At 58.0% G+C, this 21,680-nt stretch carries 19 protein-coding genes; 11 read left to right on the top strand and 8 right to left on the bottom strand.

Features of this window, described 5'->3' with window-relative positions; translation table 11 throughout:
* Positions 1-5: 5 nt before the first annotated feature.
* Positions 6-1,352 carry an NADP-specific glutamate dehydrogenase gene (gene gdhA, locus BMAGN_RS07075; RefSeq protein ID WP_022860247.1) on the top strand — a complete coding sequence of 449 codons (1,347 nt, stop codon included), beginning with the start codon at positions 6-8 and terminating at the stop codon, positions 1,350-1,352.
* 150 nt (positions 1,353-1,502) lie between these two features.
* Positions 1,503-2,216: a PAQR family membrane homeostasis protein TrhA gene (gene trhA / locus BMAGN_RS07070; RefSeq protein WP_051126664.1), complete on the top strand. Its 714-nt coding sequence runs from the start codon at positions 1,503-1,505 to the stop codon at positions 2,214-2,216.
* A gap of 26 nt (positions 2,217-2,242) precedes the next feature.
* On the opposite strand, the gene BMAGN_RS07065 is transcribed toward trhA, so the two are convergent.
* The 8 genes from BMAGN_RS07065 to dnaA all read right to left on the bottom strand — a co-directional run bounded on the left by BMAGN_RS07065 (position 2,243) and on the right by dnaA (position 14,185).
* On the bottom strand, positions 2,243-3,364 hold the full coding sequence (locus BMAGN_RS07065) for a VanZ family protein (protein WP_022860245.1): 1,122 nt from the start codon (positions 3,362-3,364) through the stop codon (positions 2,243-2,245).
* 39 nt (positions 3,365-3,403) lie between these two features.
* On the bottom strand, positions 3,404-3,919 hold the full coding sequence (locus tag BMAGN_RS07060; RefSeq protein ID WP_022860244.1) for a DUF3566 domain-containing protein: 516 nt from the start codon (positions 3,917-3,919) through the stop codon (positions 3,404-3,406).
* 139 nt (positions 3,920-4,058) lie between these two features.
* Entirely contained in the window at positions 4,059-6,716 is a 2,658-nt protein-coding gene (gene gyrA, locus BMAGN_RS07055) for a DNA gyrase subunit A (protein WP_193345730.1), read from the bottom strand.
* A 38-nt stretch (positions 6,717-6,754) separates the two neighbouring features.
* Positions 6,755-8,800 carry a DNA topoisomerase (ATP-hydrolyzing) subunit B gene (gyrB, locus tag BMAGN_RS07050; RefSeq protein WP_022860242.1) on the bottom strand — a complete coding sequence of 682 codons (2,046 nt, stop codon included), beginning with the start codon at positions 8,798-8,800 and terminating at the stop codon, positions 6,755-6,757.
* Between the two features lie 194 nt (positions 8,801-8,994).
* Positions 8,995-9,474: a DciA family protein gene (locus BMAGN_RS07045; protein ID WP_022860241.1), complete on the bottom strand. Its 480-nt coding sequence runs from the start codon at positions 9,472-9,474 to the stop codon at positions 8,995-8,997.
* Positions 9,471-10,682 (bottom strand): DNA replication/repair protein RecF, encoded by a 1,212-nt coding sequence (gene recF / locus BMAGN_RS07040; RefSeq protein ID WP_022860240.1) that lies wholly within the window; start codon positions 10,680-10,682, stop codon positions 9,471-9,473. The genes BMAGN_RS07045 and recF overlap by 4 nt, the downstream gene beginning before the upstream one ends.
* On the bottom strand, positions 10,682-11,809 hold the full coding sequence (gene dnaN, locus BMAGN_RS07035; RefSeq protein WP_022860239.1) for a DNA polymerase III subunit beta: 1,128 nt from the start codon (positions 11,807-11,809) through the stop codon (positions 10,682-10,684). Before dnaN ends, recF begins: the two co-directional genes overlap by 1 nt.
* A gap of 537 nt (positions 11,810-12,346) precedes the next feature.
* Complete coding sequence (gene dnaA, locus BMAGN_RS07030) at positions 12,347-14,185, bottom strand: chromosomal replication initiator protein DnaA (RefSeq protein WP_022860238.1); 1,839 nt, start codon at positions 14,183-14,185, stop codon at positions 12,347-12,349.
* A gap of 338 nt (positions 14,186-14,523) precedes the next feature.
* Here dnaA and rpmH point away from each other — a divergent pair, with 338 nt between their 5' ends.
* From rpmH to trxB, 9 genes are all read left to right on the top strand, one after another.
* Complete coding sequence (gene rpmH / locus BMAGN_RS07025; protein WP_026502121.1) at positions 14,524-14,658, top strand: 50S ribosomal protein L34; 135 nt, start codon at positions 14,524-14,526, stop codon at positions 14,656-14,658.
* 23 nt (positions 14,659-14,681) lie between these two features.
* Positions 14,682-15,035: a ribonuclease P protein component gene (gene rnpA / locus BMAGN_RS08180; protein WP_081640926.1), complete on the top strand. Its 354-nt coding sequence runs from the start codon at positions 14,682-14,684 to the stop codon at positions 15,033-15,035.
* Positions 15,035-15,355, top strand: coding sequence for a membrane protein insertion efficiency factor YidD (yidD, locus tag BMAGN_RS08175; RefSeq protein WP_081640925.1), 321 nt, complete (start codon positions 15,035-15,037; stop codon positions 15,353-15,355). Before rnpA ends, yidD begins: the two co-directional genes overlap by 1 nt.
* On the top strand, positions 15,352-16,362 hold the full coding sequence (yidC, locus tag BMAGN_RS07020) for a membrane protein insertase YidC (protein WP_022860236.1): 1,011 nt from the start codon (positions 15,352-15,354) through the stop codon (positions 16,360-16,362). Before yidD ends, yidC begins: the two co-directional genes overlap by 4 nt.
* Positions 16,363-16,466: 104 nt before the next feature.
* Positions 16,467-17,000 (top strand): Jag family protein, encoded by a 534-nt coding sequence (locus BMAGN_RS07015; RefSeq protein ID WP_022860235.1) that lies wholly within the window; start codon positions 16,467-16,469, stop codon positions 16,998-17,000.
* 144 nt (positions 17,001-17,144) lie between these two features.
* Positions 17,145-17,924, top strand: a complete 780-nt coding sequence (locus tag BMAGN_RS07010; protein WP_022860234.1) for a 16S rRNA (guanine(527)-N(7))-methyltransferase RsmG — start codon at positions 17,145-17,147, stop codon at positions 17,922-17,924.
* A gap of 50 nt (positions 17,925-17,974) precedes the next feature.
* Entirely contained in the window at positions 17,975-18,919 is a 945-nt protein-coding gene (locus BMAGN_RS07005) for a ParA family protein (RefSeq protein WP_022860233.1), read from the top strand.
* A 2-nt stretch (positions 18,920-18,921) separates the two neighbouring features.
* Positions 18,922-20,394: a ParB/RepB/Spo0J family partition protein gene (locus BMAGN_RS07000; RefSeq protein ID WP_022860232.1), complete on the top strand. Its 1,473-nt coding sequence runs from the start codon at positions 18,922-18,924 to the stop codon at positions 20,392-20,394.
* Between the two features lie 62 nt (positions 20,395-20,456).
* Positions 20,457-21,440 (top strand): thioredoxin-disulfide reductase, encoded by a 984-nt coding sequence (gene trxB, locus BMAGN_RS06995; RefSeq protein ID WP_022860231.1) that lies wholly within the window; start codon positions 20,457-20,459, stop codon positions 21,438-21,440.
* Positions 21,441-21,680 lie beyond the last annotated feature (240 nt).

Raw genomic sequence — 21,680 nt, 5'->3', positions numbered from 1 at the left:
GAGCAATGCTCACTGACGAGTATGTCAAGCGCGTATACGCCCAGGTCGAGGCACGCGATCCGGAACAGCCGGAATTCCTGCAGGCTGTTATGGAAGTATTTGAAACCATTGAACCCGTGTTCAAGGATCACCCGGAATATGAGAAGTCCGGCGTACTGGAGCGCCTCGTTGAACCGGAACGTGTGATCAAGTTCCGTGTGCCGTGGATTGACGATGAGGGTCATGTACAAGTGAACCGCGGCTATCGCATCCAGTTCAATTCCGCGATCGGCCCGTACAAGGGCGGCCTGCGCTTCCATCCGACCGTCACGGAAAGCGTCATCAAGTTCCTCGGATTTGAACAAATCTTCAAGAACTCGCTGACTGGTCTGCCGATGGGCGGAGGCAAGGGCGGTTCCGACTTCGATCCGAAGGGCCGTTCCGATGCCGAAGTCATGCGCTTCTGCCAGTCCTTCATGACCGAGCTGCAGCGCCATGTGGGCCAGTTCACCGATGTTCCGGCCGGCGACATCAACGTTGGCGCGCGTGAAGTGGGCTACATGTTCGGCCAGTACAAGCGTCTGCGCAACGAGTTCGCCGGCGTGCTGACGGGCAAGGGCCTCGAGTTCGGCGGCTCCCTGGCCCGCACGGAAGCGACGGGTTACGGCCTGTGCTATTACACGCAGGAAGCGCTGCGCGTACTGCGCAACGATTCCTTCGCCGGCAAGACCGTAGTGGTGTCCGGCTCGGGCAATGTGGCCATCTTCGCCATTGAAAAGGCCCAAGAACTGGGCGCCAACGTCGTGACGTGCTCCGATTCCAACGGTTACATTTACGACCCGAACGGCATCGACCTCGACATTGTCAAGGACATCAAGCTCGAGCACCGCGGCCGCATCAAGGAATATGCGGACCGTGTGGCGAGCGCCGAATATCACGAGGGCTGCAGCGAAGTGTGGACCGTGCCGTGCGATATCGCATTGCCGTGCGCCACACAGAACGAAATCGACGAGCCGCATGCGCAGGCTCTCGTAGACAACGGCTGCACGGTGGTGTGCGAAGGCGCGAACATGCCGTCCACGCCTGCAGCCATTGCCGTCTACCAGAACAACGGCGTGCTCTACGGCCCGGCCAAGGCCGCGAACGCGGGTGGCGTGGCTGTTTCCGGACTGGAAATGAGCCAGAATTCCTACCGCCTTTCCTGGACCTTCGAGGAAACGGACAAGCGTCTGCAGGGCATCATGGAATCGATTGTGGCCGAATCGCTGGCCGCCGCAAAGCAGTACGGCCATGAGGGCGACCTCATGATGGGCGCCAATATCGCGGGCTTCATCAAGGTGGCCAACGCGATGGTCGCGGAAGGCATTATCTGAGTTCAATATTTGCGAATTATCGAAACATATTGAACCGATAAGGCAGCCGGATGGCACGGATCACAATCTGCGCCATCCGGTTTTTTCTTGGCAATTTTCCCAGAATGAAAAACCAGACGGCACTCAGGCAACGTTCATATGCTTGCTTGCATGGCACGTACTACGAATAATGCAACACCCGCGACCGCAGAAGAACGCGAACTCCAGGCCATGCGCGACGAAAAGCCGAAAATGCGCGGTTGGATCCACCTGTGCACATTCCCGTTGTGCATTGGCGCGTCGATTGTACTGATCTGTTTGGCGCCGGCGGGCGCCATGAAAGCGGCCATTTCCATATATGCGGCCACGGCGATGCTGTTGTTCGGTACGAGCGCCGCATTGCATATGACGCATGGCCATGTTCCCGTCAAGGCCGACCGTATTCTCGTACGGCTCGACTATTCCAATATTTTCTTGCTTATTGCGGGTACGATCACGCCATTTTTGTTCGCGATTACGAACCGTACCGTACGCATCACGTACCTGTTGATTATTTGGATTGTTGCAGGCGTGGGCGTTATCGCCCACTTGATTTGGCCGGACGGACTCGACTGGCTGTTCACGATTGTGTATTGCGTGCTGGGACTTGCGCCTGTCACCATATTGAACCTGTTCTGGACTTCGCCCTACATCGGTCCCGTCGCGACGATTCTCGTGGTCTGCGGCGGCGCCGCCTATATTGGGGGAGCCGTGTGCTTCGCCATTCGCAAGCCCAATATTGTGCCCGCATGGTTCGGCTACCATGAGCTGTTCCATCTGGGTACGGTGGCCGGTTACGCATGCCATGTGATCGCGTTGTTCATGGTCGTATGCGCCATGAGGTGACGTGTTTCCGCGCTATTGCGCCCGCACTATTCTTCCGTGGACTCCACTGGGGAGGTTTCCACCGTTTCGTGCAGGGTAGGAGGTTCGGGAAGCACTGTTCCGGGAACATAATCCCATGGCATTTTGCGCGCGAAGATATAGAACACGAGCAGGAACAGCCACACCGTCCAGAACCAATGGTTGCCGATCATGGCCAGCACGAACAACGCGCCCATGATAATCGAACGAATCACATAGAACAGTACGCGCGTCCAACCGTGCCGTTCCTTCGTTTCGAACGTCATATGCGTATACATGGCGCCCAACGACCTTCCGCGATGGGCGGCAGGAATCCATACTTCAAATATCAGGAACGCGACTATGGCCACGCCAATCGCGCCCTTGCGCGTAATGCTCAAGTCAACCAGCAGCGGTCCGAGTGAGTAGGTGCCGTCCAGGTTATTGCGCGCACATTCGAAAAACGCCCAGATAAAGCCGTAGCTGCATACCAAGTACGTGATAAAGCAGAACAGGTAATCGATAATCAGCGACACCATGCGGTGGATGAACCCGGGCTGTGTCACGGTTCCCGGCGTGGCCGTAATGCGCTGCGGCACGAACTTCGTATAGATCGTGCCAATGCCGTAGCCAAGCGCACCGCCCAGCGTGTTGGTCAGCATGTCGTCCACATCGAACTGCCGGTACGCGCATGGATACAACCCCCATACGCCTGTAAGCTGTGTCGTTTCAATGAATACCGAACATCCGAATGCGAACGGGATCGCGATCCACCAGCGCCATTTGGCCCAGCGGTAGAGCATGAATCCCATTGGCAGAAAGAACATCACATTGAGCAGCAATTGCAAAATGTCGTTCATGCCGCCGTAGAGAATCTGCGGAATAAAGGCGAATATGTTGAGCTGGGGCGGCTTATGATGCGTAAAACAGTAGAGCGTCGGATCGTCCGGCATGGGGTACTGCGTAAAGGTCAGCAGGCCCACCCCATAGAGTACACTGACGTACGCAGTAACCATAGAACCCCAGCTCAACACATGGTTCCGGTGGTAAATAAACGCGAGAATCGGCAGTGTGAGAACCAACGAAATAATGGGCCACAGCGTCAGCGCCAGCTTGAATGACGAGCTAAACAGCTCCACATACGCAATCATGAAATATTTCAGTATTTAGTATTAGTGGATAACTAAGGCTCAGTCATCGCCAAGCGTCATATGCACGCCACCCACCAAATTGCTCACGACGTTATATAACAGCGCAAAAATGGTGACCAAAATCGTGATCAGCACCATTTCGGCAATCGAAAAAATGGTCACTACACTCAAAATTGTCGGGAGCGAGAACACGTTCGCAAGATTGAGTCCGGCCGAATCAAGGCCGGCGGACGAAATGATCTGGGACACCTGGTCGAATACGCCGACCATTTTCAGCAGCGACCAGAGCAACGTCGCCGCCACAATCTGAATAATTGCGCCCGCCAACGTAAGCATGAACGTCACCTTGGCCACGGACCACGCGTCGAAGCGCGTAATCGAAAGATTCATACGGCGCGCATGGGGCTTCTTCTGCGAGGAACGACCCGCGGAACGGATCGGCTTGTTCTCTTCTGGACGGTCCTTGTCCGCAATCAATGGCTGATTTGAGGCGGAACGGGCCACTCGGGGATGGTTGTGGGCGTCAGCCGACTTATGTTCCAGGTTCTCACTCATCTGTACTGCTCCTTATCGCTTACTGGGGTCCCAGCGTTACAGTCATGCGTTGATTGTACAACGAGCGCAATAGAGCGCCTCAGCGTTGCCACAGAGGCGCTCTATGTGATATGGCCGCGGTGTTACAAACGCAGCCGGTTTATTCGGCCGCTGCCGCGGTCGATTCGGTTGTCGCGGAATCCGTCACGGCCGCCGTTTCCGGCGTGGCGTTTTTCTCGGATTCTTCAGACTCTTCGGAATCGTCGTCCAGTTCGGCGTTGCGTGCGATGGAGATGATTTCGTCCCCTGCATCGGGCTTGGCAAACGTGACACCCTGCGTGGTACGGCCGGTCCTGTGGACTTCGGCCACGTCGGAGCGTACGACCTTGCCGGACTTCATGATCGCCATGACCTGGTCCTCTTCGCGGACCACAAGCGCGCCCACAAGTTCGCCGCGCTCGTCGGTCAGCTGCACGGCCTTCACACCATAACCGTTACGGCCCTGCAGACGGTACTCGTCCACGGCCGTGCGCTTGGCGAAGCCTTCGCTTGTCACGACGAGCAGATCCTCGTCGTCCATGTCGTCACGAATGACGTCCATGGCGAGCAATTCGTCGCCATCGCGGAACTTCATGCCCTGCACACCGGCGGTCTGGCGGCCCATAGGACGCAGCTGCGTGTCGTCGGCCTTGAACTTCAGGCTCATGCCGTGCTTGGAGACGAGCATGATGTCGTCTTCCACGTTGCACAGCGTGGCGCCGATGAGTTCGTCGGCATTCTCGCCATTCTCGTCGGTCATCAGGCGCACGGCGATAAGGCCGCCCTGGCGCGGGGAGTCGTATTCGGACAGGCGCGTCTTCTTGACCTTGCCGGACTTGGTGGCGAGCACGAGGTACTTGGCCACTTCGTAGTTCGGAATGGACAGCACGGCCTGGATGTTCTCGTCAGGCTGCAGCTGCAGCAGGTTCGCTACGTGCTGGCCCTTGGAATCACGCGATCCTTCCGGAATCTCGTACGCCTTGACGCGGTACACGCGGCCCATGTTCGTGAAGAACAGCAGCCAGTTGTGCGTGCTCGTGAGGAAGAAGTGGTCCACCACGTCGTCTTCGCGCAGTTTGGCGCCCTTGATGCCCTTGCCGCCACGGTGCTGGGAACGGTATTCGTCGGCCTTCGTGCGCTTGATGAAACCGGAGTGCGTCAGCGTGACTACCACGTTTTCTTCAGCGATAAGGTCTTCCACGTTCATCTCGCCCGAGTACGGCAGGATGCGCGTGCGGCGTTCGTCGCCATAGCGCGCCACGATCTCGTCGAGTTCGTCGCCCACGATCTGGCGCTGGCGTTCCGGACGCGCGAGGATGTCGTTGTAGTTGGCGATCCTGCGCATGAGCTCTTCGTGCTCGTCAAGGATCTTCTGGCGTTCCAGCGCGGCCAGGCGGCGCAACTGCATGGCCAGAATGGCGTCAGCCTGCACACCGTCCACGTCAAGCAGATCGATCAGACCCGTACGAGCGCGGTCGACGTCGGGCGACTGGCGGATCAGCGCGATGACTTCGTCGATCATGTCGAGCGCCTTGAGGTAGCCCTGCAGAATGTGGTCGCGTTCTTCGGCCTCGCGCTTGAGGTATGCGGTACGGCGGGCGATCACGTCGAGCTGGTGCGTCACCCAATGGCGGATGAATGCGTCGAGGCTCAGCGTGCGCGGCACACCGTCGACCAGCGCCAGCATGTTGGCGCCGAAGGTCTGCTGCAGTTGCGTGTGCTTGTACAGGTTGTTGAGCAGGACCTTCGGGACGGCGTCGCGCTTGAGCACGAGCACGAGGCGCTGGCCGGTACGGCCCGAGGTTTCATCGCGCATATCGGCGATGCCCTGGATCTTGCCGTCGCGCACGGCCTCGCGGATCGAGGCGACAAGGCGGTCGGGGTTGACCTGGTACGGCAGCTCCGTAATGACTAGGCACATGCGGCCCTTGATCTCTTCCGTGTTGACCACGGCGCGCATCGTGATCAGGCCACGACCCGTACGGTAGGCCTGTTCAATGCCCTTGTGGCCCAAAATCGTTGCGGCGGTGGGGAAGTCCGGTCCCTTGATGCGCTGCAGCAACGCTTCGAGCAGCTCTTCGCGCGTGGCTTCCGGATGTTCCAGAGCCCAGTGCACGCCTTCGGCCACTTCGCGCAGGTTGTGCGGAGGGATGTTCGTCGCCATACCGACAGCGATGCCCGAAGAACCGTTGACAAGCAGGTTCGGGAAGCGGGCCGGCAGTACGGTCGGCTCCTGCGTCTTGCCGTCGTAGTTCGGCACGAAGTCCACGGTGTCCTTGTCAATGTCGCGCACCATTTCCATGGCGAGCGGCGCCATACGGCATTCCGTGTAACGCATTGCGGCGGCCGGGTCGTCGCCCGGGGAGCCGAAGTTGCCCTGTCCGTCCACGAGTACGGAACGCATGGACCACGGCTGAGCCATACGCACAAGCGTGTCATAGATGGCCGAGTCGCCGTGCGGATGGTACTTGCCCATCACGTCGCCGACAACGCGCGAGCACTTGTTGTAACCGCGGTCGGGACGGTATCCGCCGTCATACATGGCGTAAATGACGCGGCGGTGCACGGGCTTCATGCCGTCGCGCACATCCGGCAACGCGCGTTCCACGATTACGGACAACGCATACGAAAGGTACGACTGGCGCATTTCGTCCTGCAGATCCACAGGCTGAATGCGTTCGCCCTTCATCAGGCCGTAATCGGTATTGTCGCTTTCCTGCGGGCTCAACGGTTCCATCGAACCGTCGGGCAGGAACTGCTCATTCGAGCTATTATTCATCGATTCGTCTGCCACTTTGTTTCCTTATAGTTCAAAAATCAGGCGTCAATCCAGCGAGCGTTGTGGGCGTTGCGCTGAATGAACAGACGGCGCGGCTCCACTTCATCGCCCATGAGCATCGAGAACGTCTCATCGGCCTGAATCGCGTCTTCAATATGGACTTGCTTCAAGATGCGGTGTTCCGGATCCATGGTCGTTTCCCACAGTTCCTGATAGCTCATCTCGCCCAAGCCCTTGTAGCGCTGGATGCCTTCGCCCTTGGGCAGCTGACGGCCCGCGGCCTTGCCTTCGGCCAGCACGCGGTCGCGTTCGGCGTCCGTATACACGAAGTCGTGGGCGCCCTTGGTCCACTTGAGTCGATACAGCGGAGGCATGGCCACGTATACATAGCCGGCCGTGATCATTGGACGCATGTAGCGGAAGAACAGCGTCAAGTTCAACGTGGCGATATGGGCGCCGTCCACATCGGCGTCGGCCATGATGATGATCTTGTGGTAGCGCACCTTGTCGAGGTCGAAGTCCTCGCCGTAGCCGCCGCCCACGGCGGTGATCAGCGATTCAATCGTGTCCGACTTCATCATGCGCTCGAAGCTTGCGCGCTCCGTGTTCAAAATCTTGCCGCGCAACGGCAAAATGGCCTGCGTGATCGGGTTGCGGCCCTGGATGGCGGAACCGCCTGCCGAATCGCCCTCGACGATGAACAGTTCGCACTCGGCCGGGTTGTTGGACTGGCAATCCTTGAGCTTGTCGGGCATGCCGGCGGACTCGAAGATCGACTTGCGGCGCGTGTTTTCGCGGGCCTTCTTGGCGGCCATGCGCGCACGCGAAGCTTCCATGGCCTTCTGAATGATGTTCTTGGCCTCGGTGGGATGCGAATCGAGCCAGTCGCCGAACTTGTCGTTCATCACGCGCTGCACGAAGGCCTTGGCTTCGGAGTTGCCGAGCTTCGTCTTCGTCTGGCCTTCGAACTGGGGATTTGTGAGCTTGACCGAGATGACGGCGGTAAGGCCTTCACGCACGTCGTCGCCCGAAAGGTTGTCATCCTTGTCCTTGAGGATGCCCTTGTCGCGCGCGTAGCGGTTGATCATGCTCGTCAACGCGGCGCGGAAGCCCTCTTCGTGGGTGCCGCCTTCCGTGGTGGCGATCGTGTTGGCGAAGGTGTGCACGGATTCGGAGTAGGCGTTCGTCCATTGCATGGCGATTTCGGCGGAAATGCCAATAGCCAGGTCTTCGGACTCGAAATCGATAACGTCGGGCTCGATCGGCTGCGACTTGCGCACCTTGACCATGTATGCCACATAATCCTTGATACCGTTGGCATACTGGTAGGTGACGCTCTGATGCAGCTCCTGTGCGTCGTTGGCGTCTTCCGTGGCGATTTCATCGGCAGCCAGATCCTCCTGGCGCAAATCGGTCAGGGAGATCTTCAGTCCCTTGTTCAGGAACGCCATCTGCTGGAAACGGCTACGCAGCGTCTCGAAATCGTAGATCGTCGTTTCGAAAATCTTGGCGTCCGGCCAGAACGTCACGGACGTGCCCGTGGATTCGCCTTCGCGCATGGGCTCACGACGCTCCAGCGGAGCCACCGGATGCTGATCGACATAGGTTTGCGTCCAGTGGTAGCCCTGACGGCGCACTTCAATTTCCACGCGCGTGGACAGGGCGTTTACCACGGAAATGCCCACGCCGTGCAGGCCGCCGGACACGGCGTAGCCGCCGCCACCGAACTTGCCGCCCGCGTGAAGCTTCGTCATCACGGTTTCCACGCCGGAAATGCCTTCACCCGGCACCTCATCGACCGGAATGCCACGGCCGTCATCCACTACTCGAATGCCGTTGTCAGGCAGAATAGTCACTTCAATATGGGACGCGTAACCGGCAAGCGCCTCATCCACGGAGTTGTCCACGATCTCATAGACCAAGTGGTGCAAACCGCGCGGGCCCGTCGAGCCGATATACATGCCTGGACGAATACGAACCGCTTCAAGGCCTTCCAGAACGCGCAAATCGCTTGCGTCATAATGGTTGGGGGAAAGCGTATCGTCAAGCTGGGCGTTCTGAACTGTTTCGCTCAGCTGATCCATAGGATCGTTAGATTGATCTACAGGATCTGATGCAAATTCTGCCACAGAGATTCCTTTCTGCGTTAAGCATCCCCAAGAGGGTCATTTACGTGGGCGATATGCCCTTAAACGCAAATAAACGCCCTCTACAGGCGTTTAACTAGTATGCTAAAGATCTTACTCGTAGGGGGTGACTCCTTGGCACTGCGCTAGCTTTACGAAAATCGCGACGAGTAGCGGGATCGACGGCGCTGCTGGAGGCCCCCGAGCACCACCACATGTTCTATGTTCAAATGGGGGACCGCCGTGCGCAAGGCCTCCACGAATTGCGTTTCCATGCTATGCAATAGCTGCTGCCATGCGGGACTGTCCGCGCGAATGGTCAGCGTTCCTTCTTCCACGCGCACGATGCGCGAATGCGCGGCGATGTCCGGTCCCGCAATCTGGGGCCAGTTGCCATATAACGCGCCCACATCGAGCTTTTGCATCCATCCTTCGCCCGAAAACATGGCGTTCAGCGTGCTACCGACAGTTTTGGGCTCCCGTCCGCGTTTGCCAAAGTTCTCGAACGCCTCTTCGTTCTGCTCGCGCAGACGGTCCGTAAAATCGACGCGTTGCGCGAGCTGTTCGAATACCATGGCCGGCAGTTTGCGCTCGTCCAGATGCAGCAGGTCCGCTACTGGAGCCTTGTTCACTGCGCTTCGCCTTCTTTCAGCGCTTCTACGTCGATCACGCGAATGGGAGCGCCTTCATGATCGAGCTCGCTTATGGCAGGAATATCGCTGGCCGCCGCCACAGTGATGAACACCTGGTCCTGGCGCGAGGCGAATTCGAGGATTTTCTGCCGCCTGTTCTCGTCCAGCTGGGCGAACACATCGTCAAGAATCACAATGGGACGTGTCTGGAATCGTTGTTCCACGAGTTCCACAAGCGCCATTTTCAGTGCGAGCGCGAGCGTCCACATTTCGCCGTTCGAGGCGAATTCCTTGGCGGGAATCGAGTCGATTGTAACGGTCATGTCGTCGCGTTGCGGCCCGATCAGATTGATGCCGCGCGCGCTTTCTCCCGCATACAGTCGCTGGAAATGGCGGCTGATCTCGGGTTGGGGCTGCTCATATTCCAGCACTTCCGCAAAAGACGGCTCATAAGACAGTCCCGCAACGCCGTTGCCGTTCGACAATTGCGTATACAGGCGCGAGAACGGCTGGTTCAAGAGTTCAATGACGGCCGCGCGTTGTTTGGTCAGTTCCATGCCCAGCGCGATGAACTGACCCGTCCAGATTTCCAGCGTTCCCAGCGCGCCACTATGGCGCGGATCGGCCGGATCCGTGGATCCCAGCGTTTTCAATAGGGCGGCGCGTTGGCGCGCAACTTTCGTGAACTGCTGGTGCAGCCCCACATATTCCCGATTGAGCAGCGCGCAGGCCTGGTCGAGGAACGTGCGGCGCCTGGACGGTTCCGCACTAATGAGCTGCTGGTCGTCGGGAGCGAACGTCACGCTGGGAATGCGGCCCACAATATCCCTCATATATAGGGACTGTCCACTGTTGACGCGGCCGCGGTTCGCGCCTTTTAATCGAAGCGACAATTCCAGCGTCGTCTGCGGCAAATTTTCGGTTTGTTCGGAACTTTTATGAGCCGATAATGATGCCGGCTCCGGTTCCGTATCAGTGTCCTCCACGATATTGGCGCGGATCGTGGCGACGGACTGCCCGCGTTCAATAAGCGGCGTCGTGCTCGAGACACGGTGGCTGGAACCCGTGGAGAGCACTTCGATGGCTTCCACAATATTCGTTTTGCCCAGTCCGTTGGCGCCCTGGAATACGGTCACTCCGGCCGCAAGATCGATAAGCAGGTGATCCCACGACCGGAAGTGGTCCAATGCGAGTTTTGTAATGACCATCAGTTTCCGATGCGCATCGGCACGAGCAGGTAGCGGTACTGCATCGATTCGTCGCTATCCTTGCTCTCCTGGCCGTCGAATTCGACAGGCTTGATCGGAGTGGTCATCTTCATGCGCACGTATGGCTCGCTGATAGCCGCGATACCGTTTTGCAAGTAGTTCGGATTGAACGCGAGCGTGATGTCCTCGCCGTCAAGATCCACGTCAAGGATTTCGTTGGCCTGCGCCTCTTCGGAGTTGCCTGCGGTAAGCGTCACTTCCTCGTTCGTGAACGTCATGCGCAGCGACTCGTTCTGGCCCGTGACCAGCGACATGCGCTTGATGGCGTCCAGAAGATCCTGGCGGTTGATCACGGCGTGGATCGGATATTCGTCCGCATACAGGCGGTCGACGGACGGGAATTCGCCTTCAATAAGCTGCAGCGTGGAGACGCGGCCGCCATTTTCGAAGCCCACGAGCTTCGGATTCTGAGGATCGAAGCTGATTTTCACGGTCGTATGCATGTCAAGGGAGTGGGCCAGTTCGCGCAGACGGTCGCCCGGAATCAAGGCGCTTACGTCCACTTCGGCATCGGCCGGTTCCCATTCAACCATGGCGCGGGAGAGGCGGAAACGGTCCGTGGAAGACATGATGACGGTATTGCCCACGAATTGCGTGCGGATGCAGCTGAGCACAGGACGCGGGCCGTCAATCGGCGCGACCGAAACATTGGCCTGGTTCACAGCCTGCGCGAAAGTGGCGGCATCCACTTCGCCAACCAGCGGCGGCAGCTGGGGCAGATCCGGATATTCTTCGACAGGCATGAGCTGCAGCGAGAACGTGGATTTGCCGGACGTGATGCGCAAACGTGAGCCTTCCGTGGCCAAGTACGTCTTTTCGCCAGGCAGCATGCGGCTGATGTCGGACAGCATCTTGCCGCGCACGACCACGGTGCCGTCTTCATCGACGCCCGCTTCAATGCGGTCGCGTGCGGTCATGGTGAGGCTGAACGTGGAGAGTTGAAGCAATCCATCTACGGTTTCCAGTTTGATACCGGCCAGAATCGGGTTGTTTGGCCTGTTGTCAAGGGCGCGCGTTGCCCATGCGACCGCATCCGCAAGGGAGGTGGAATTGACTTCAACTTTCATGATTCCTCTTTCGTCGTGTTGTTAGAGCTATTCTACAAAGTTCGCTGCTGGTAAGAAACATGGTTCGGGAAGCTGCGTTCGGCTGAATGTTGATGAACGTAAGTTAAGTAAAGTCATCATCATCATAAGGCCTGTGGATAATGTGGAAAACCGTGATGAGGCGTTGAAAATACACACAAGGTGGAAAACTTTCAATTGTGCATAGACGGTGGAAACCGTGTGCATAAAGTGCCGATTTATTCACACCCTCAAAATCTTGAAAAAGTTATGCACCTCATTTCGTGTTTTTCACACAAGTTGTTCACTGTAAATGGCCGTTTATCCACACGTTATCCCCACGAAAAGTGGCCATTTGTGCATAGCGTGTGGATAAAAAATCTTCAAAAAGTTGTTCCGGGAGTGTCGTGTGCACATCTTAGAAGGCATGGTTTTATCCTCAAACGACACAAAACGGGGTGCAATCACAACGCGTTGCACAGGCATGCGGAGCGTGCGCAGGGCGCACTTCTACCGTAAAAATTCCGATGGCGGCAGCGTCTAGGCGTCGGCCTCCTGCTTAATGCGGGCGGTCAGCTCGTTGACGTACTTGAAGATCTCCTGCTTATCCGCCATGCGCGTGCTGATCACGTCGCGGGCATGAATGACCGTGGAATGGTCCTTGTTGAACTCGCGGCCGATCTCCTTGAGGCTCTTGCTCGTCAGCTCGTTCGTCAAATACATGGCGATCTGGCGTGCGAGCACCACGTTGCGCTGACGCGCCTTGCCCATGATGTCGTCAAACGTCAGATGGAAGTATGTGGCCACCTGGTTGATGATTTGGGCCGGCGTCACTTCCACTTCGCTGGTACGCAGGTCCTGGAGTGCCAATTCGGCCAGCTCCGGCGTCACGGGCATATGGCTCAGATTGGCTCGCGCCGTCACACGGCGCAACGCGCCCTCGAGCTCGCGGATATTGCTCGTAAAACGCTCGGCGATAATCGAGAGCACCTCATCGGGCACCTTCATGTAGTTGCCCGCCGAAATGCTCTGCAAAATGGCGATACGCGTCTCGAGGTCCGGCGGCTGCACGTCCACGGTGAGGCCCTGCTCGAAGCGGGAAATCAAGCGGTCCTCGAACCCCTTGAGGTTCTTGGGCACCACATCGGAGGTAATCACGATGTTTTTGCCCGCCTGCTGCAGGGAATTGAACGTATAGAAGAACTGGTCCAGCGTCTGCTCCTTCCCGGAGAGGAACTGGATGTCGTCGATCAACAGGATGTCGACGCTGCGGTAGCGCTTGTTGAACTCACTCGTCAAACTTGAATTCTTCGTGCCCGACTGCAGGGACTCGATGAACTCGTTCGTGAATTCTTCACTGGTCACATAGCGTACGCTGAGTTCCTCGCCCGCTTCCTGGGCACATTCGATCGCGTAGTTGCCGATGGCGTTCAACAAATGCGTTTTGCCGAGTCCCGAGTGGCCGTAGATGAACAACGGATTGAACTCGGCGCGGCCCGTGCCTTCGGCCACGGCCAAAGAGACGGTATAGGCGAACTTGTTCGACTCTCCACGGATGAACGTGTCGAACGTGGCCGACTTGTTCAAATGTGTCACGGGATCCATGTTCGGGATCTGGGAATTGTTGGCGCCCATCGGTCGCGGGCGTGCCTGTTCGGGCATGGGGCCGGCCGCCGCAATAGGCAATTCGCCCTGCATGGGGCTCGGCAAATGGCGCGTCACATACGATTTGCTGGAATATGCGGAATCCTTGTACACCGAGGACAGCGGGGATTCCTCCGGCTCTTCCTCTTCAAGCGCGCTGGCGAAGGTCAGCTGTTCGGGTTGCTGATTTTGAACTTGTGGTGCCGTGGCCGGCGCGAATGCCGCTCCGTTTTGAACATTCTGAACATTTTGAACTTGCTGGAAGTCCTGCATCGGCATCATGGGCATCATCGGCTGTACCGGCTGCATGGCCGGCATCGATGGCATGGAAGCCATGGATTGCATCGGCGTCTCATTTGGCACGGACGACAACGTGTCCGGAGGCGTGGACGGGGTATGCGGCTTGGATTCCAACGTTTCTTCGCGGAACGCCTTGAGCCTTGAGAATTCTTCGTCCGAGACGATCTTGAATGCCGGCGTGATCGGCTTGCCGTTGGCGATCCACAATGCCTGCAACAGCGGCTTGGAAAGTTTGGATTGCAGCATTTCCATGGTCGTGGTGTTTTCGGCACACAACACGATCGTGGAACCGAACGCCGTTTCGGGCATAATGCCTTCAAGCCAGCCCTTGTCGCGCTCGGTCAGATTGGCGCGTCGGTCGCTACGAAGGAACGCCAGGGCGTCGCTCCAGATATGATTGGCCGCTATGGCGGGATCGAGCATGTCATCGGCCATGGTTCATCCTTCGCTGCTGTGGATAACATTCAAGAAATAAGTAACACATTATATTTACTCTTATTCTTAGAAGTTATCCACACCTGTGCGTGTTGAAAACTTTTGCCAACGCTATTCGTCCACATGCTGAAAATCGTTGGAATACCGCTGTTTTCCACCGATCGACGATTGCCATGTCCGTCAGGACATGCCCGAAACTCGCGGACATATGCGCCCCTCCGGGCGCCACATGGTGTCGCAAAATTTGAATCTAGGGGATGGGTAATAGTAGTTTGGTAGAGCTTGACTCATGAGGAGCCGTGCATCAGCATGGCTAAAATTAACCGGGAGCATTAATTATGAAGAGGACATTCCAGCCGAACAATCGTCGTCGTCACATGAAGCACGGTTTCCGCGAGCGCATGCGCACTCGTTCCGGCCGCGCTCTGATCAACCGTCGTCGCGCCAAGGGCCGCAAGGTTCTGTCCGCCTGATCTACGGAGATCGATTTATTACAGTGGAACGGCTAACGAGCCATCGCGAATTTGTGGCCGTATTGAAACATCGCCGTCGCGTGAGTGATCGCAATATTGTGCTGCATTATGTGGTGCATCCGGATCGCGGCGGCAACACGGCTCCACAGCGCAGAATGGGATTAGCTGTTTCAAAGGCCGTGGGTAATGCGGTAACGCGCAATATGGTAAAACGTCGTTTTCGCGTTTTGGCGAAGCGCTATGAGCATGAGCTTCCTGAAGACTGTGATCTCGTGATGCGCGCCAAACCAAGCGCCGCTCATGCTTCTTTTGCATCATTGGATGCGCAAGTCGCCGCACTGTTCAGTGCGGTGCAACGTAAGTCGGAGCGACAGTGATGACGGCGCCGGCCCGTGTGGCAATCGATATGATTCGCTGGTACCAGCGTCATATTTCCGCTGGAAGGCCGGCCTGCTGCAAGTATTATCCGAGTTGTTCCAACTACGCTATCGAGGCGGTGCGTAGATTTGGCGCATGGCGCGGCAGTATTTTGGCGCTGTTGCGTGTGCTGCGGTGCCGTCCATGGAGCTTGGGTGGGGTCGATGATGTGCCCCAACATTTTTCTGTACTATACCGTTTTTCGTGGTCGAAGGCTCATGAGGAGCCTCGTTACACCTCGCTCGTGGCACCTGACGAAGGAGAAGACGTCACTCCATGAATAATCAGACTTTCATGCTGGACAGTGGATTTTGGGGTTGGCTTTACAAGATTCTGACCCCTATTGAGTGGTTGATGACATGGGTCATGCGCATCTTCCACCAGTTCCTCATGCTGCTGGGTATGCCGGCGGTAGGTGTTTCGTGGGTGCTGTCCATTATTTTCTTGGTGATTGTGGTCCAGGCGTGTGTATTCCCGCTGTTCTACAAGCAGATGAAGTCGATGCGCAAGATGCAGGCCATCCAGCCCAAGATGATGCGCATCCAGAACAAGTACAAGGGCAAGAACGATCCCGCCAGCCGCGACGCCATGCAGCGCGAGACGATGAAGCTCTACCAGGACAACAAGGTCAACCCCGCCGGCTCGTGCCTGCCGATGTTGATCCAGGGCCCCGTGTTCATGTGCATGTTCTATGTGCTGAGCGCCATCCCCTATATTGCGCGCGGCCAGCGCCATCCGTTGGGCGCCTTTGACGTGGAAACGGCGAAGAACTTCTCCGCCACCACGCTGTTCGGCACGCGCGTGACCGACACCTTCGTCACGGCCCATGGCGGCGCCAAGGCCGTTATTGTGGTGTTCGTGGTGCTCATGTGCTTGTGCCTGTGGTACATGCAGTTCAACATGATGAAGAAGAACACCGCTGCCGCCGCTTCCAACAAGCAGACGGAGCGCATGCAGAAGATGATGCTGTGGATCTTCCCGATCATGTACATCTTCTCGGGTGTGGCCATGCCGTTCGCAGTGCTGATCTACTGGCTTGCGAACAACATCTGCAACCTGATCCGTTCCGAGTGGCAGATCCACGAGTTCCCGACGCCGGGTTCCCCGGCCGCGGAAGCCAAGGAAAAGCGCGATTACGAAAACGAGAACCGCCGCCGCGCCAAGGCCGGCCGTCCGTCGCTCGAAGAGGAAGCCTTGGAGAAGGCCCACGAAGAGAGTGAACGCAAGGCCAGCCAGGGATTCCAGCGCGAGCAGCCCAAGCGCAAGAATCGTAATAAAAAGAAATAAGTGAGCACGAACGTCCCATAATGAAGATTATGGGACGTTCACTTCCCGTATAGCGCGTTCCTGACGTAGACTTGAGGCCAGTTAAGGACGCGTAAGGAGTACGTATGGTTCAGGAAGACAAGACAGTCGATCAGCTCAATGAAGAAGCTGACATTGCCGCCGATTATCTGGAAGGCCTGCTCGACATTGCCGATTACGAGGGTGACATCGAGATGGGCATCCGCAATGGCCGCCCGATGGTCCAGATTGTCGCGGACGACGATACCGATATCAAGCATCTGATCGGCCGCGGCGGCGAAGTGGTGGACGCGCTGCAGCAGCTGACGCGTCTGGCCGTGCAGCAGCGCACGGGAGAGCGTTCGCATCTGATCGTGGACGTGGATGGCTTCCTGAAGCGCAAGCGCCAGGTGCTGCGCGATATGGCGCTTGATGCCGTAGATGAAGTGCGTGAAACGGGCGAAGCGGTGGATCTCAAGCCCATGAACTCGTTCGAGCGCAAGGTGGTGCATGACGTGGTCCGTGACGAGGGTCTCAAGTCGCGTTCGCACGGCGAAGAGCCGCACCGCTATGTGACGGTGTACATGAAGCAGAATCAGGACGCCGAGGAAGAGTTCGAAGAGGACTTCATCGAGGAGTAAGGCGGTCGCCGTGGGCGGCGCCCGTGCCGAAAGCACCAATGCAAGGGTCGCGATGCGTGTCGCGGCCCTTTTGCGTACGCATTGATATTTGCAATGGCGCCATGCGTGTGGAACTTGTTGTGAAACATTGTAAGATAGCTGCTTATGACTAGTGAACTCGAATCTTCCCAACCTGTGGAAGACGAATTGGATGCGTCGCCGCTGCTTGAGCAGGTCTTTGGCGACAGTCTTCCCAAAATGCGCGCATTCCATGCGAAATTGGAACAGGAAGGCCAAGTTCGCGGCCTGATCGGCCCGCGCGACATGTCTATTTTGTGGGAACGTCACCTGCTCAATTCGGCGGCCGTCGTGCCGTTCATCAAGGAAGCCGTGGAGAACCGCCGGTTCAAGACTGTCGCCGATGTCGGCAGCGGCGGCGGCTTCCCGGGTATTGTCGCGGCCATTATGCTGCCTGACGTCTCCTTTACGTTGATCGAGCCGATGGAACGCCGTGTAGCGTGGCTGCAGGAGTGCGTGGACGATTTGGAATTGTCAAATGTGACGGTGCTGCGCGCCCGCTCCGATGAAGTGATCGCCGCGCTGCAGGAAGCGCGCAATGGTGGCCCTTCCCATGGCAAGCGCCACAACCGTGGCGGCAAAGCCAATGTGCCCGTGTCGCCGGAAGTGCGCAAGGTGGCCCGCCATCCGTACGCGGCCGTGACGTGCCGCGCCGTGGCGCCCATGACGAAACTGGCCGGTTGGACGTTGCCGTTGCTGGAACCCCATGGCGAGCTCATCGCGTTAAAAGGACGTTCCGCTCCCGCGGAAATCGAAAAGGCCGCTCAGCAAATTGCCAAGGCTGGCGGCACGCATGCGCGTGTGCTGGAAGCGCAAGTCGCTCCAGGGCTTGAACCCACGCATGTGGTGATTGTGGACAAGAAATAAGCATTACAGAGGAGGGCCTGTTCGTGGCTGAACAAGGAAACGTTTCCGGCATGGAAAGTGCCGCACAAACCATTCAACGCATTTTCGGTGGCGACACGGAAACGCTGGGTGCGGAAATCGCAGACGAATCGTCGCGCTATGAGCAGCTGCGCCAAGCGGTGTTCACCAAGCCGGCCAGCACGCGCCGCCTTGCCGTGGCCAACCAGAAGGGCGGCGTGGGCAAAACCACTACGGCCGTGAACGTGGCTGCTGCCATGGCGCAGGGCGGCCTGCAAGTGCTCGTGATCGACATGGATCCGCAGGGTAACGCGTCCACGGCGTTGGGCGTGAACCACACTTCCGGAGTGCCGTCCGTATACGACGTGATTGAAGGACGCAACACGATCGCGGAAGTCATGCAACCGTGCCCCGACTACGACAATCTTGACGTGGTGCCCGCCTCCATCGATTTGAGCGGCGCCGATCTTGAACTTGCGGACATGCCCAACCGCAACAACTTGTTGCGCGAAAAGCTCGATGAATTCCTCGCGCAGTCGGACAAGCATTACGATTACGTGTTCGTCGACTGCCCGCCAAGCCTCGGCCTGCTCGTCATCAACGCAATGTGCGCGGTGAACGAGATGCTGATCCCGATCCAGGCCGAGTATTACGCGCTGGAAGGCTTGGGACAGCTCATCAACACGATCGGACTGGTCCAGCAGAACTTCAATCCGGCGCTGCTCGTCTCCACGATGCTCGTGACGATGTACGACAAGCGCACGCTGCTCAGTCAGCAGGTGTATGCGGAAGTGAAGAACCACTATCCGTCCATCGTGCTCGACACCACCATTCCGCGTACGGTCAAGGTGTCGGAAGCGCCGAGCTTCTTCCAAAGCGTCATCAAGTACGATCCGCGAGGCAAGGGCGCGCTCGCATACTGCGAGGCCGCGCTGGAAATCAACAACCGTTCGAATGTGGTGCTCGAAACCATTGACATGAGAAGGAACGAGAACTGATCATGGCAACAAAATCACGTTTAGGCAGGGGACTGGGCGCACTGTTTCCGGCATTGCCGGGCGAACAGATCAAGCAGCCGACAACGAAACCGGCCGCGCCCGCGGTAGCCGAAATCAAGGTGGATCGTACGCCGGCACGTACGGTTGTTGAGGAAACCGCCATTGTGCGCGAACCTGCACCGGCCGTCCCGGCCGTTCAGCAGAACGCGGCCGCCAAGAAAGGTGCCGCGCAGGAAGCCCCGGCAGGGCCGATCTCGCCGCTAAGCTCCACGATCCCTTCCATGGGCACCATGAGCCGCAATGCGGACACGGTATCCACGCTGGCGCGTCCCATGACGCTGCAGCCGGAAGCCGCCGAACATCGCCCCGTCGAACAGTCGGAACACCACGCTTCGCATAGGGCCATCATGCCGGCCATCGACAATGCGAGCCACCCGAGCGACGTCTTCTTCGACGGTACGCCAGTGCTCACCAAGGAAGATCTCAAGCGCGCGGGCATCGCTACGGCGCCGACCGAAAGCGAGGCCGCCGGCCAGCACGCCGCCACAAGCGCTCCGAAGGCCGTACAAGACGCGAAATCGAAGGATGGGCACTCGGATGAGGAACCCGAACTGCAACCCGTTGCAGGCGGCTATTTAGTCGAACTCAACGTACAGGACATCGGACCGAACCTCTACCAGCCGCGAACCGTCTTCGATACCGACGAACTTGAGGAACTCGCCAATTCCATCAAGGAAGTCGGCGTACTCCAGCCCATCGTCGTACGGGAACGCCCGGCCGACCAAATTGAACAGGCCCGTGCGCACGCCAACGCCGACACCGACCATCTGGACAGCAAATACGAACTCGTCATGGGCGAGCGTCGTTGGCGCGCATCGCAGCTCGCCGGCTTCACCATGATCCCCGCGATCGTCAAGACCACGGCCGACGACTATATGCTGCGCGACGCCCTGCTCGAAAATCTGCACCGCGTAGCGCTCAACCCGCTCGAAGAGGCCGCCGCATACCAGCAGATGATCGACGAATTCGGGCTCACGCAAATGCAGCTCGCCAAATCCGTCTCCAAATCGCGTCCGCAAATCGCCAACACGCTACGCCTGATGAACCTGCCGGCTTCCGTGCAAAAAGACGTGATCGCCGGCAAACTGTCCGCGGGCCACGCGCGTGCGCTGCTGGGACTGCCTACCGACGAAGACATGGAGGCGCTCGCCGCCCGCATTATTGACGAGGGCCTGTCCGTGCGATCCGTGGAAGAGATCGTGTCGATGAAGGCCGCGGAAAGCGACCAGCCGAAGAAGCCCAAGGCGAATCGTCACAATCCGTGGGCCGCATCGCCAATTCCGGAACATTTGTCGAGCCGATTCAGCACGAAAGTCTCGATTAAGGGATCGAAAAAGCACGGTCGTATCGAAATCGTGTTCTCGTCTCCGGAAGAGATGGAACGTATCGTCTCCATGCTCATGCCCCAGGAATAGGCCGTGAGAAAACAGTACGGAATTTTCAGATTATTTTCAGAAAGTTCCGTACTGTAAGTCCCATGAGTGAATTACGTCAGGTCATTATTGTCGGATCCGGTCCGGCAGGATATACGGCCGCCATTTATCTGGGTCGCGCCGGATTCAAGCCGCTGGTCATCGCGGGCGCGCTCACGGCCGGCGGTCAGCTGATCAATACTACGGAAGTCGAGAATTTCCCGGGATTCCCGGACGGTATTCTCGGCCCCGACCTTATGGAGAACATGCAGCGCCAGGCGGAGCGCTTCGGTGCGGAAATCCTGTATGAAGACGTGATGTCCGCGGATCTGAACGGTCCAGTAAAGACGGTGTACTGCTCGGGAGGACTTGAGTTCTCCGCGCGTTCCGTAATCGTGGCGACGGGTGCCGCGTATCGCAAGCTCGACGTGCCCGGCGAGATCGACTATTCGGGCAAGGGCGTCTCGTACTGCGCGACCTGCGACGGATTCTTCTTCCGCAACAAGCCCGTCGTAGTGGTCGGCGGCGGCGACAGCGCCTTGGAAGAGGCCATTTTCCTGACCCGCTTCGCGTCGTCCGTAACGGTGGTGCACCGTCGCGGCGAGCTGCGCGCGTCCAAGATCATGGTGGAGCGCGCCATGGCGAACGACAAGATCGATTTCGTGCTCAATTCCATAGTGACGTCCATTAACGGCGATGGCGCCGCGGTAACGTCCGTCACGCTGGAAAGCACGCTTCCGGAAGGCGTGTCCGGGGAAGACCATGCCGAGGAGATCGCGACGCTGCCCGCACAGGGCGTGTTCGTGGCGATTGGCCACGAGCCGGCTACCGCGTTCTTGGGCGATAGCGGTCTGGCGATGGATGATCGCGGATACATTACCGTGGACGGCGCTTCCACGCGCACGTCGATTGAAGGCGTGTTCGCGGCCGGTGACTGCGCCGATCATGAGTACATGCAGGCCGTTGCTGCTGCGGGTATGGGCTGCCGTGCCGCGCTTGATGCCCAGGCATATATGGACAATCTGGCTGCGCTGAACAATCTGGAGTAGATAAAGGCGGGGAACCTGTGGAAGGTTCTCCGCCTTTGCTCTTTATTGATGCACACTTGTTTTCTTTTATTGAGGTGTGCCTCGTATTGAGATGTACTTTTGCATCTCCTTCTGGATTTTGAGACCGACACGCCGGGGTTGGTGTCTCAAAATGCAGAAGCTGGTCGTTTTTCTCCAAGTTTGCTGGGTTTTTGGTGCGGGTTTGCTGTGTGCGACACGCCGGTGGAGTGTTGGTTTTGC

Origin of the sequence: Bifidobacterium magnum (assembly GCF_000741255.1) — a bacterium.
In the GTDB taxonomy this organism is placed as follows: Bacteria; Actinomycetota; Actinomycetes; order Actinomycetales; family Bifidobacteriaceae; genus Bifidobacterium; species Bifidobacterium magnum.
This window is presented reverse-complemented; position numbering and strand designations above follow the sequence as displayed.